15 protein-coding genes and 1 pseudogene are annotated in these 10,518 nt (G+C 69.4%); 8 read left to right on the top strand and 8 right to left on the bottom strand.

Annotated features, from left to right (window positions below; all coding sequences use genetic code 11):
• The first annotated feature begins 114 nt into the window (after positions 1-114).
• Together ER308_RS15140 and ER308_RS15145 are read left to right on the top strand one after the other, a co-directional pair.
• Positions 115-684, top strand: coding sequence for a type IV toxin-antitoxin system AbiEi family antitoxin domain-containing protein (locus ER308_RS15140; RefSeq protein ID WP_131155759.1), 570 nt, complete (start codon positions 115-117; stop codon positions 682-684).
• Positions 677-1,534, top strand: coding sequence for a nucleotidyl transferase AbiEii/AbiGii toxin family protein (locus ER308_RS15145; RefSeq protein ID WP_165492133.1), 858 nt, complete (start codon positions 677-679; stop codon positions 1,532-1,534). The genes ER308_RS15140 and ER308_RS15145 overlap by 8 nt, the downstream gene beginning before the upstream one ends.
• On the opposite strand, the gene ER308_RS15150 is transcribed toward ER308_RS15145, so the two are convergent.
• Genes ER308_RS15150 through ER308_RS15160 form a run of 3 tightly spaced genes read right to left on the bottom strand, consistent with a single transcriptional unit; the run spans position 1,438 to position 3,435 of the window.
• Entirely contained in the window at positions 1,438-2,805 is a 1,368-nt protein-coding gene (locus ER308_RS15150) for an integrase core domain-containing protein (RefSeq protein WP_131155761.1), read from the bottom strand. The two genes, ER308_RS15145 and ER308_RS15150, sit on opposite strands and share 97 nt — an antisense overlap.
• A gap of 12 nt (positions 2,806-2,817) precedes the next feature.
• Positions 2,818-3,219 (bottom strand): toxin-antitoxin system TumE family protein, encoded by a 402-nt coding sequence (locus ER308_RS15155; RefSeq protein ID WP_131155762.1) that lies wholly within the window; start codon positions 3,217-3,219, stop codon positions 2,818-2,820.
• Between the two features lie 3 nt (positions 3,220-3,222).
• The gene (locus ER308_RS15160) at positions 3,223-3,435 is read right to left on the bottom strand and encodes a hypothetical protein (RefSeq protein ID WP_131155763.1); all 213 of its coding nucleotides are present in this window, start codon (positions 3,433-3,435) and stop codon (positions 3,223-3,225) included.
• Between the two features lie 19 nt (positions 3,436-3,454).
• Between ER308_RS15160 and ER308_RS15165 the strand changes: the two genes are divergently transcribed.
• Positions 3,455-3,634: a hypothetical protein gene (locus ER308_RS15165; RefSeq protein ID WP_131155764.1), complete on the top strand. Its 180-nt coding sequence runs from the start codon at positions 3,455-3,457 to the stop codon at positions 3,632-3,634.
• Positions 3,635-3,645: 11 nt separating this feature from the next.
• On the opposite strand, the gene ER308_RS15170 is transcribed toward ER308_RS15165, so the two are convergent.
• The 4 genes from ER308_RS15170 to ER308_RS15185 all read right to left on the bottom strand — a co-directional run bounded on the left by ER308_RS15170 (position 3,646) and on the right by ER308_RS15185 (position 5,391).
• Positions 3,646-4,017: a hypothetical protein gene (locus ER308_RS15170; RefSeq protein WP_131155765.1), complete on the bottom strand. Its 372-nt coding sequence runs from the start codon at positions 4,015-4,017 to the stop codon at positions 3,646-3,648.
• Positions 4,018-4,025: 8 nt separating this feature from the next.
• Positions 4,026-4,490 (bottom strand): helix-turn-helix domain-containing protein, encoded by a 465-nt coding sequence (locus tag ER308_RS15175; RefSeq protein WP_131155766.1) that lies wholly within the window; start codon positions 4,488-4,490, stop codon positions 4,026-4,028.
• A gap of 176 nt (positions 4,491-4,666) precedes the next feature.
• Positions 4,667-5,041, bottom strand: a complete 375-nt coding sequence (locus tag ER308_RS15180) for a PIN domain-containing protein (protein WP_205745644.1) — start codon at positions 5,039-5,041, stop codon at positions 4,667-4,669.
• A 59-nt stretch (positions 5,042-5,100) separates the two neighbouring features.
• The gene (locus ER308_RS15185) at positions 5,101-5,391 is read right to left on the bottom strand and encodes a type II toxin-antitoxin system Phd/YefM family antitoxin (RefSeq protein WP_131155768.1); all 291 of its coding nucleotides are present in this window, start codon (positions 5,389-5,391) and stop codon (positions 5,101-5,103) included.
• 349 nt (positions 5,392-5,740) lie between these two features.
• Here ER308_RS15185 and ER308_RS15190 point away from each other — a divergent pair, with 349 nt between their 5' ends.
• The 5 genes and pseudogenes from ER308_RS15190 to ER308_RS23280 all read left to right on the top strand — a co-directional run.
• Positions 5,741-6,928 carry an ATP-binding protein gene (locus tag ER308_RS15190; RefSeq protein ID WP_205745646.1) on the top strand — a complete coding sequence of 396 codons (1,188 nt, stop codon included), beginning with the start codon at positions 5,741-5,743 and terminating at the stop codon, positions 6,926-6,928.
• A gap of 436 nt (positions 6,929-7,364) precedes the next feature.
• Entirely contained in the window at positions 7,365-8,069 is a 705-nt protein-coding gene (locus ER308_RS15195; protein WP_131155770.1) for a hypothetical protein, read from the top strand.
• Entirely contained in the window at positions 8,066-8,527 is a 462-nt protein-coding gene (locus tag ER308_RS15200; protein ID WP_131155771.1) for a helix-turn-helix domain-containing protein, read from the top strand. Before ER308_RS15195 ends, ER308_RS15200 begins: the two co-directional genes overlap by 4 nt.
• A gap of 211 nt (positions 8,528-8,738) precedes the next feature.
• The gene (locus ER308_RS22095) at positions 8,739-8,909 is read left to right on the top strand and encodes a class I SAM-dependent methyltransferase (RefSeq protein WP_205745647.1); all 171 of its coding nucleotides are present in this window, start codon (positions 8,739-8,741) and stop codon (positions 8,907-8,909) included.
• Positions 8,910-9,515: 606 nt separating this feature from the next.
• Positions 9,516-9,740 (top strand): annotated as a pseudogene (locus tag ER308_RS23280) (Fic/DOC family N-terminal domain-containing protein); the annotation flags it as partial.
• 325 nt (positions 9,741-10,065) lie between these two features.
• Here ER308_RS23280 and ER308_RS22560 read toward each other — a convergent pair.
• Positions 10,066-10,398 (bottom strand): hypothetical protein, encoded by a 333-nt coding sequence (locus ER308_RS22560; protein WP_240731824.1) that lies wholly within the window; start codon positions 10,396-10,398, stop codon positions 10,066-10,068.
• Positions 10,399-10,518: the final 120 nt, after the last annotated feature.

Raw genomic sequence — 10,518 nt, forward strand, 5'->3', positions numbered from 1 at the left:
GTCGCCGACCCCCACGACTACGCACATCGGCGCACTCGTCGCGACGATGCCCAAGATCGTGGCAAGACCGTTATCATAACGCTACGGTAGTGCCACCTCTCCGAGGAGTTTGCAATGCCCGGTGCGACATGGCGGCAGCTGTACGACATCGCTCTGGACCACCACGGCTTCGTGACCACGACCGCCGCGAGGGCGGTGGGCGTGGATGGCGCCTACCTGCGGCAGATGACGCAGCGCGGGACACTCGAGCAGGTCGCCTACGGCCTGTACCGAGTTCCGGAGGTGCCGGTCACCGAGCAGACACCGTACATGGAGGCGGTGCTGTGGACCGGGCCTGACGCGGCCTTGTCGCACGACGCCGTCCTGGCCCTGCACGGCCTGGCGTCCGCCAACCCATCGGTCATCCGGGTCGTGACGCCGCGGCGCGTCCGGAGGCGCCAACGCCCACCAGTCCCGCTGCGGGTCATCAAGCGGACGATTCCGGCGGACCAGCTCACTCACTACTTTGCGATCCCCTCGACCACGGTCGCCCGCGCGCTGATGGACTGCCGTGATCTGATCATGCGCTCACGGCTGGTCGAGGGCGCAGAGCAGGCGCGAGGCGAGGGCTTGCTCCGCGACGCTGAGCTCGACGCCGTCTTCGATGCACTGGGCCTCCACGAACCGGCGCACCACGATGGCTGACGGCCCGCCCCACAACCTGCGATCCCTGCAGGACCGCCTGCGCAACCACACCCGGGAGACCCAGCTGCCGTTCGGACGCGTGCAGCGGTTGCTGGGCGTCCTGGTGGTCGGTGAGATGCTGCGCGGCCAGGACCTCGACCTCGGGGTGGTCAAGGGCGGCTCGAACCTGGAGGCGCGGCTGGGCATCGCGGCCACCCGCGCCTCCAGCGACCTCGACATCGTGCGGGTCCAATCGATCGAACGGCTCCGCGACTCGATGGCTGAGGCCCTCGAGGCCGGTTGGCACGGGTTCAGCGGCCGCATCGTCGACCGCGGCCCGATCGGCGCGCCCGTGCCCGACGCCTACCAGCCGCACCGCTTGGAGGTGAAGCTTGAGTACCGAGGCCAGCGGGGAGCCGGGACGATCACGCTCGAAGTCGCCGTCGAGGAGATCGACGCGCTCGAACACGTCGACGCCGTGACTAGCGAGGACGGCCAGGCCATCTTCGACGCCGTCGGACTGCCCCTGCCGGGACCTCTCCCCGCGCTGGCACAGCACCAGCAGATCGCCCAGAAACTGCACGCTTGCACCGCCCCCGACGAGGGCGGATGGGTCAACGACCGCGCCCACGACCTCGTGGATCTGCAGCTCGCGCACCGCAGCTACGACGGCACGCTCGCGGAGATCCGAGCGACCTGCGAGCGGCTGTTCGCCGCGCGCCGGCGCCACCCCTGGCCCCCGAAGGTGACCGTCCGCGACGGCTGGTCACAGCGCTACGCTGAGGAGTCCGCCGGCCTGGACGTCTGCGCCGACGTTGAAGACGCCGTTGCCTGGGCCAACGACCTTGTCGCACGCATCGCCCGGGCATAACCGAGACGTGTGGGTGCCAGAAACCCGGTCGTGGGCTTCATGCCGTGTTCTTGTACTCGTTGATGAGGCCGTCGCAGCGCGGGAGCATGATGACGTTCGCTGACGCGCGGGGCCGCGGGCGCGGGAGATGATGTCTCGGACGGTTCTGGTGGATTCGGCGGGCGCTGCTGCAGTGACCGGTGGGGTCGGTGGCCGTTGTAGTGGTCGATGTAGTCGGAGACCAGCCTCTGAAGCTGGCGCTGGTTCCAGACGAGCGTGCGGTCGAGGAGCTCGCGGCGCAGGCTCTGGATCCAGCGCTCGGCGAAGCTGTTGGCCACCGGCGTGCGCACCGGAGTGGCGAGGACCTTCATACCCGCGCTGCGGAATACGGCGTCGAAGGATGTGGTGAACTGGCTTCCGCGGTCGCGGACCAGCGCTTTGGCGCTGGCGAGCCTGTCGCCGTGGGTGAGGAAGAGGTTGCGGGCTGCCTGCACAGTCCAGGCGGAGGTGGGGTTGGCCGTGATGCCTCCGAAGATGACCTCGCGGCTGGCCGTGTCGATGAAGAACAGCACGTAGAAGCGGCGCATCAGCACCGTGTCGACGGTGGCGAAGTCGCAGGCCACGGCTGCTTGGGAGCGAAGCAACTGCGACCACGTCGTCGACGTCCGTGTCGGGGCGGGATCGATGCCGGCGTCGTTGAGGATCTTCCACACGGTCGACGCACCGACGGTGTGGCCGAGCCGGCTGAGCTCGCCGTGGATGCGGCGATAGCCCCAAGTCGGGTTCTCACGCGCCATGCGCACCGCGAGGCTGCGGGCCTGGGCCGCGATGCTGGGACGGCCCGGCCGACGACGCGGATGCGTCCCGTGCCGTGCGATCCGTCGGCGCTGCCAGCGCAGCAGCGTGTCGGGGGTGACCAGCCAGCCCTGCCGGCGGGGGCGCGGGAGCGCGGCCGCGATCGCGCCCATCAGGCCGCGGTCGCGCTCGGTGAGCTCTGGCCTGCCGATCTGGCGGCGCAGGACCGCCATTTGGTGACGGAGGACGATGATCTCGAGATCCTTCGCGCGACCGGATCGGGTCGCAAGTGTGAGCAGGCCGAAGGCGAGCCGGTAGAGGACCCAGGACATCACGCTCTCTTGTTCGACAGGTGGAACCCGCCCCATCACAGTGGGGCCAAATCGAGTTGACATTCCCACCCACCCATCGACAGCGAGCCCTGACCCGCTGAGTCCCTCGCAACCGATCATCTCCCCGGGGTCGAGCTCGGCGGCGATGTCGGTGGGGTCGTGCACCGCCAGTGGCTGTCAGCTGCATCGGAGGTTCTCGACGACGATGAGGTCGCGTACGGTCTCCAGGGTCACCGGCGCATGCGGGACGCGACGGTCACCGACGTGCAGGTGGGTGGGGCCGCCGTCGCTTGCTTCGTGGCCGGTGTGGCGGTCGTGCCGCCAGATGAGCGGCTCGGCCTCGGTGCGCGCGTGGAAGCGGTACTGCGGGACCGACAAGTCCGGCGTCACGACCATCTGCACGGCCACTCGCAGTCCGGTGTGGAAGGCCAGTTCGAACGGGCCGACCAGCAGCGCGCCGTCGCGTCGGCGTGTGAGCACCACCGCGTCCGGCGGGACGATCTGCCCGCCCATCGATTCGAGCCACGCCCACACGTAGGCGTCGGCCTGGTCCAGGCCGGTCACGCTGGCCGGGAACACCCGCTACGCCTGCGGGGCGGTCTCGGCCTGCCAGGCGGCGTGCAGCTGTTGCCAGCGGTGAAAGTCCTCGGTCTCGTCGAGGTCGCCGCCGGTGGTGCGAAATACCTCAACCATCCGCTCACTGGGCACGCCGTAGCGGCGCTCGAACGCGTCGAGCTCCCCACGCAGTTCCTCGCGGGAGATCTCGCGGCGACGGTGCGGCGGCGGGGTCGTCATGCGCTCCACGGTAGCGGACTTGGCGTCTGTCTTGCGGCGTCGGTTCCGTGAACGGGTTGGGCGCACCGGCGGGGGGCCCGGCCTCACCGCCGACGAGGTCGAGACGCACGTTTACGTCCCCGACGGTCGCCGCGAGCCCAGCCCACCCGCACCCTTCGAGTTCGTCGCCGACCTCGTCCGCGTCGAGCTCCTCGACTGAGTTGCGCCCGCCTACGCCGGCACACATCCAGCCCGCCGCCCGGCACTTGAATCACACGCCGGTAACCACGTCGACGTTGCTTCCAGGTGTTTGACGGCACCCCGACCGAGGCCGAGACCAACGAGACCAGCGAGGACGCCCAGTTGCCCTTCGGACGCGTGCACCGGCTGCTGGGCGTCCTGGTGGTCGGCGAGATGCTGCGCGGCCAGGGCCTCGGGGTCGTCAAGGACGGCTCGAACCTCGAGGCCGGTTGGCACGGGTTCAGCGGCAGTGGCTGCGCGCCCCGCAACCGCCTGCTGGACGGGCGCCGGGGTGCGCACCTGCAGATCACACCAGCGGATGGGGTAGAGGACGCTGGCGTGGTACACCACGACGAAGGCCATGCGTTCCCCTACTCCAGCCCCAGCTCCTCGGCTTCCTCGGCGAGGTCGTCCAGCACGCCCCGTCGGCGTTGGTCGTCCCGCCGCCGGTAGTCCATCACATCCTGCACTCTGATGCGCCGATGAGTGCCCACGCGGCGCGCGGGCAACGTCCCGTCCTCGACGAGCTTGACGACGTGGGGCCGCGAGACGTTGAGCAGCTCGGCGGCTTGCTGAGTCGTGAGTTCGGCGTGGATCGGCAGGATCTGCACGGCATGCCCGGCGGAGAGCTGCGCGAGCACATCGCGGAACAACCGCAAAGCTGGCGCGGGCACCTGCAAGCTTTCGGCCGGGTCTTCGCTGGAGTGCAGCTCGACCAGGTCTCGATCCCCGATCCGCGCGAGCAGGTCTTCCAGACCTGCCAGCGCTTGCTGCGCGTGCTCGGTCTGGTCCTCGCGGAGGGGTTCCTCCACGGGGCCGCTCAACGTCGCTGACATCGCACTTCACCCCCTCGCTCTTGTCCGTGAGGGTTACCGAGCTCTACCCTCAGACGCAATATCCGAAACGGTGTGGGTGTCAAGAACCCGGTGGGCGGACTGCCGTCGACCGGATGCTCAAGCGCGACTGTTCTTTGAGGGTGGGCGGCGGGTCACGTTCGCCGAGCTTCCGTGCCTCAGTCCTGGCCGGGCGGCGGCAGGGGGTGCAGACCCTCGCGCTCGGCCGCGTCCGCGAGGCGGTGGTCGCAGCATACGAAGGCCAGTGGGGGACCGCTCTCGGGCGCGATGAGGAGCGCCGCGGCGAGCTGGCCGGCGTCGGCCGCCCGGAGCGGGTGCCGCGCGAGCAATCGAATCGCTCTGCGCCGGACCGCCAGCGTGTCGGTGACCTCGTGCCAGCTCTCCGCGAGCCGGGCGAGTCGGTGGAGCAGATCCCGGCGCTGCTCCCGGTCGAGGGCACCCTCGCGGGCGCGGCGCTCGATCGCGCTCGCGACCTCGACCGACGACCACGCCCACGTGACCATCGACGTGTCGTCCTCGAGCAGTGCTCGCATTCGGCTCGACGCCGGCTCTGCGACGAGGAGCGGCACGAGGCCCGAGGCGTCCCAGTACCTCACAAGCGGTCGGCGCGATCCTCGGCCAGTGCGTCAGAGACCTCCGCGCTCGTCTGGATCGGCGGCGCTGCCACCGCTGACCACGGCTCGCCCGTCCCTGCGCGGAGGGTCCCGCTGCGGATGAGGTGCTCGCGGTGCGCGTCCGAGTCGGGCGCCTCGCCTCCGGGCATTGCGGTGAGGCGCGCCACCGGGCGACCCCGATCGAGCACCTGCACCTCACCGCCGCGGCGGACCTCGCGGAGGTAGCGCGACAGGCGTGCCTTGAACTCAGACACCGACACGGAGATCATGTGACCAGAATGGTCACCCGGGTGAGTCCTGTCAAGACTTGTAGGTGCCAGAAACCCGGTCGTGGGGCTTCATGCCGCGTTCTTGTACTCGTTGATGGGGCCGTGGCTGCGGCAACACACCTCAGGATCCGGCCCCACCACGCCTTCCAGGCAGGAGCTATTCGCAAACGCGTCGATGGACGATGGCGCAGAACGTCTACGCTAAGGGGCGCAATCTGTCTATACTAGTTCCCGCATTCTGTATAGGCTGGCCGTCGGCTGGTGGCGACGACATCTCGGAGGGCCGGCATGGCATACCGCCCACGGGTCGTCGGCCGACCTCCAAAAGCGGCTGACTTCGGCCGGTGCAGTGGTCATCGAGGGACCCAAGGCGTGTGGGAAGACCGAGACCGCCCGTAGGGTCGCCGCCAGCGAGGTCCGACTCGACATCGACGATTCCGCCCGCCAGGCAGCCGAGATCGACCCGAGCTTGGTGATCGACGGTCAAACGCCGCGCCTGCTCGACGAGTGGCAGGAGTATCCACGCCTGTGGAACCACGTTCGGCGAGCGGTCGACGACCGTCCTTCTCCGGGCCAGTTCATCCTGACCGGCTCGGCGACGCCCGCAGACTCCGGCGACCGACACACCGGCGCAGGCCGGTTCTCGTTCCTGCGCATGCGGCCCATGAGTCTGTACGAGAGCGGTGATTCCACCGGTGACGTGTCGCTTGCCGCACTGATGCGCGGCGAGATGCCGCGCGCGGCTGAAGCCGAGTGCGGGATCGCACAGATCGCCGAACGCATCGTGGTAGGCGGCTGGCCGGCAACGCTCGATCTCGACGTCGGTCGTGCGGCTCGGGCGAATCACGACTACCTCGAGCAGGTCAGTCGCGTCGACGTGCGACACGTCGCTGGCCCGCGAAGGGATCCTCAGCGGGTCCAGCGGCTGTTGGCCGCTCTCGCTCGAAACGTTGCCACCGAAGCTCCTGATGCTCGCCTGGCCGACGACGCGGGTGACGGGAACCAGCCGTTGAATCGGCACACCGTCAGGGACTACCTCGATGCGCTGGAACGGCTCATGCTCGTGGAGGACCAGCCGGCTTGGGCGCCGCATCTTCGGTCACGCCGGCGCGTGCGCCGATCGGCCAAGCGCCACTTCGTCGATCCCTCGCTCGCGGCTGCCGCCTTGCGGGCGGAGCCGGCGCGGCTCCTCGAGGACCTGGGGCTGCTCGGGCGCCTCTTCGAGTCGCTCGTGGTGCGCGATCTGCGCGTACTCTCCCAGGCGATCGACGGCGGAGTGCGCCACTACCGCGATGACGCCGGCATCGAAGTCGACGCGATCATCGAGCTGGCCGACGGCAGATGGGCCGCGTTCGAAGTCAAGCTCGGTCAGGGCCAGATCGAGCAGGGCGCGACGACGCTGCGACGCTTCTGCGAATCCGTCGACACCGACCGAAGCGGATCGCCGGCTGGGCTCACCGTCATTTGCCCCGGCGGCTACGCCTATCAGCGCGTTGACGGCGTCAACGTCGTACCGCTCACCGCGCTCGGGCCGTAGCTCGATTCGGCCGGCGACGGGGGCTTCGCGCTTTCAGTTGCCGAGGGCGAACTCCAGCGCTTCGGCACCGTGAGCAGTGGGAGTGTGAGCAAGCGGATCACCAAGGACCCGCTCATTCGCGATGACCGGTGCGTGAGCCGTTGCGGCCGCCGGGGACGGCCGCAAGGTGTGTTGACTTAATGGCCGAATCGGTGCTCTCGGCAACACACCTTCGGGCCTTCGTGGCCAAGCGCAGCCGCGGGTCGTCAAGCCGGTGCTCGACCACGCCGCTGCCGAGCGCGCAACTCGACGACGCGTTCGGCCTCGACGATGACGCAGCGGCGCTGGTGCAGCGGTTGGTCGAGGGCGGACCCGACGGGTGGGCGATCTGGTACTGGCTCGAGACGGCGAACACGGCTACCCCGCGGGGTGCTATCGGAACCGATAACATCGTGGTATGGAACGCAGTGAAGCCCCGCGTGATCCGCGGCTGGTGCGCGTGCTGGGCAAGGGGGCGGAGTTGCAGGAGGTCGTGCCCGGCGCCGTGCTGGTGGGGGGCGGGGCGGTGGCGTCCCACGCGGGTCATAGCGTCTCGGTCGACCATGAACATGTGGTCGAGGATCTCGAGGAGCGGTTCGATGCGGTGCTGGAGCACCTCGAGGCGCTCGGCGATTTCTCCCTCGTGCGCGCGCGCCCGGGCAAGCTCATTCTCGGCCGCCTCGGGGACATCGAGACCGGCGTTCGCCAGCTGATCCGGTCGCGGCGCCTCGAGGCGCTACGGGTCGACCTGGACGAGGGTCACCGGCTCGTCGTGCCGACCCGTGAGGAGACGCTGCGAATCAAGGCCTGGCTGGTGGTCTCACGCAACCAGGTCCGTGATTACCTCGACGTCGCCGCCCTGGCCGATTTGCTCGGCGTTGAGCGCGCGGCGACCGTCCTCGCGGGGATCGACGTGTACTACGCGGATGTGAACGAGCGTCCCGAGGCCGTGGCAACCCAGGTCGCCCGGCAGCTCGCCGATCCCCGACCTCGTGACCGGAGCGTGCTCGACGAGCTCGACCGCTACAAGGGGTTGGCGGGCCGCTGGCGCGAGTGGTCCGAGGTGACGCGGGTGCTGGGCGACGTCGCCGAGGCGATGCTGGCCATCGAGGGTGACGCATGACCGGCTCGGATCTTGAGTTCCGCCATGTTGACGCCTCACCCGAGGATCCCGTCGAGACGTGGCCGGGCGAGGCGATCCAGGCCGCGCTTGAGCGTGGCGGACTGTCCGATTGGCGGCGCCTGGCCGCGGCGATCCGAGCCGACCCGTGGGGCAGGGTCGCGCGGGTCGTGGAGGAGATCGCGGGCTGGGGGGAGCTGTACGGCGTGGACGCGTTGATGCAGCGGGTGATCGCGAGCGCGCGCCGCGACGTCGACGCCGCGGCCCGTGCTCGCTACGCGGCCGTGGTCCGCGACGCGCGGGCCCGAACCGGGCTGTCGCTGCGGGCGTTCGCGCGGCTGGTCGGGACCTCGTCCTCCCGCATGAGCGAGTACGAGCGAGGGCGCACGGCACCAACCACCGAGGTGCTCGGGCGTATCGAGGACATCTCCGGCCGTCACGATCGCGAGCGTCGCCGCTGACCCTCGCCCCCGGCACACTCGGTAAGGTCAGTGCTGGTCTCCGGCGAAACCGAGTTGGGCCAGCTGCACAGCGACAACCGAGGAAGGTCGGCAATGGACCAGTACAGCCGCGTGAACCTGGCGAACTGAGAGTCGCGCGTGCGGCGCACACCGGCGAGGGCGGCTACGACCTCGACCGCTACCTCGACGATCCCGCGCGCTGTCGTCGACGGTGCGCGCCGACGGGCCCCACCTCGGCGATCTCATCGGGTTGCGCATCGTGCACCTGCAGTGTCATCTGGGCACCGACTCGCTGTCGCTCGCCCGTCTCGGTGGGGAGGTGACCGGCGTGGACTTCTCGCCGTCGGCCCTCGCGGTGGCGCGTGACCTGGTGGGAGGATGAGGCGAGCTATGTCGGCAGCGCGCCGCTCGCCGCTCCGGTGACGTTCGAGTGGCACCACGGGCTCGGCGAGACGGTGCAGGCCGTGCTCGACGGGGCTGCGCCTCACCCGCCTGGCTGAGCACCGCGACATGGAGTGGCCGCAGCTGCCGTGGATGCGGGCCGACCGCGAGGGGAGGTTCGCGCTGCCCGACGGTCGCGAGCGCCTGCCCCTCATGTTCACGCTCGAGGCCGTCAAGCCCTCGTGACCTGCTCGTGGCTGTCGCGGGTCGCAAGGTGTGTTGGGTTGATGGCCGGAGCGGTGGGTTCGGCAACACACCACCCCTTCCATCGCGTCCTGGTGTCGTCCTACGGCACGGCTTGGAGCATGAAGCGGCCCAGGCACCGGACGATGGACCCCTCGCGGTCGCCTCCTCAAACCCACTTGACCACGGAGCCCTGAGGTTCAAACTTTCGGCCGAAAACTTGTAGGCTGGCGTCATGGACCGTACTCGGTTCGTGTCCAATCGCTTCGGACGGCTAGAGCAGGGCTTGGGCCCCTACGACCTCCTGAGCTTTCACCCGGAGCCCCTGCCTCGTACGCTCGACCTCGACAGCAGCCTCGTGAACATGCTCTCGAGTGCCGACCGAGCGCTGGGCCGCTTGGCGGGAGTGGGCCGGCTCCTGCCCAACCCCCACCTCTTGGTCACGCCCTATGTGACCCGGGAGGCGCTCGCCAGCTCCCGCATCGAGGGGACACAGGCCTCGCTCTCCGACGTCTTCAGCGCTGCGATCGGCGGCGCGGAGGCAGGCGCGGACACCGACGAGGTTCGCAACTACGTCCATGCGATGGAGTACGGCCTCGAGCGACTCGCCACGCTACCGATCAGTGTGCGGTTCATGGAGGAGCTCCACGGCGAGCTCATGTCGGGAGTGCGAGGGCAAGAACGCCAGCCTGGCGAGGTCCGCAGCTCGCCGAATTGGATCGGATCGCCCGACAACCGGCCGGAAACCGCGGTCTTCGTGCCAGTACTACGACCTGCTCCAAGGGGTGAGGGAGCGCGGCGACATCGACGGGTGGCTGGCCTTCTTCATCACCGCGGTGAGTCGCAGGCGATCGACGCCGTGGAGCGGGGTGAGCGTCTCGTCGACCTGCGGTACGCGGATGATCTTTGCCGCGTCAGCCCGCCGAGTGGCCTCTTCCTTCGTGCCCGCGGGGAGGCCGCGCCGATTCGCGTCGCCAGGCCGGTTGCAGCCAGCGCGGCTCGATCAGCATCAGAATCGGCGCAAGGCCGAGCAGCGTCACGCTGAGCAACAACCCGGCGTACCTGCCCGCGTCGGTCCCGCCCGGATCGCCGAGCGTGAGGGTCAGCGCCAGCACCGCGGTGCCGCTGCCGCCGACCAGCCCGAGCACGTAGAGCCGGTCGAGTGGGCCGAGGCGGCGGATCCGTCCCGACCACTGCAGCAGTCCGAAGCCGAGCAGCACGACGGCGATGGTCCACGTCGCAAGCATCGGATCCCATCCTGATTGCGACGATCCCATCTCGCGACCGTGATCGAACCCCGCGAACCCAGTCGCCCCTCAAGTTCGAGCCCGTACCGGTCGATAACACCAATGAGGCGCAGTGGCCGG

The organism is Egibacter rhizosphaerae (genome assembly GCF_004322855.1).
GTDB lineage: Bacteria > Actinomycetota > Nitriliruptoria > Euzebyales > Egibacteraceae > Egibacter > Egibacter rhizosphaerae.

What these genes read in the sequence shown, in the direction of transcription:
- ER308_RS15140 (WP_131155759.1), top strand. Translation starts at nt 115, where the DNA reads ATGCCCGGTGCGACATGGCGGCAGCTGTACGACATCGCTCTGGACCAC.
- ER308_RS22560 (WP_240731824.1), bottom strand. Translation starts at nt 10,398, where the DNA reads ATGCTTGCGACGTGGACCATCGCCGTCGTGCTGCTCGGCTTCGGACTG.
- ER308_RS15200 (WP_131155771.1), top strand. Translation starts at nt 8,066, where the DNA reads ATGACCGGCTCGGATCTTGAGTTCCGCCATGTTGACGCCTCACCCGAG.
- ER308_RS15180 (WP_205745644.1), bottom strand. Translation starts at nt 5,041, where the DNA reads ATGCGAGCACTGCTCGAGGACGACACGTCGATGGTCACGTGGGCGTGG.
- ER308_RS15175 (WP_131155766.1), bottom strand. Translation starts at nt 4,490, where the DNA reads ATGTCAGCGACGTTGAGCGGCCCCGTGGAGGAACCCCTCCGCGAGGAC.
- ER308_RS15170 (WP_131155765.1), bottom strand. Translation starts at nt 4,017, where the DNA reads ATGGCCTTCGTCGTGGTGTACCACGCCAGCGTCCTCTACCCCATCCGC.
- ER308_RS15195 (WP_131155770.1), top strand. Translation starts at nt 7,365, where the DNA reads ATGGAACGCAGTGAAGCCCCGCGTGATCCGCGGCTGGTGCGCGTGCTG.
- ER308_RS15185 (WP_131155768.1), bottom strand. Translation starts at nt 5,391, where the DNA reads ATGATCTCCGTGTCGGTGTCTGAGTTCAAGGCACGCCTGTCGCGCTAC.
- ER308_RS15145 (WP_165492133.1), top strand. Translation starts at nt 677, where the DNA reads ATGGCTGACGGCCCGCCCCACAACCTGCGATCCCTGCAGGACCGCCTG.
- ER308_RS15160 (WP_131155763.1), bottom strand. Translation starts at nt 3,435, where the DNA reads ATGACGACCCCGCCGCCGCACCGTCGCCGCGAGATCTCCCGCGAGGAA.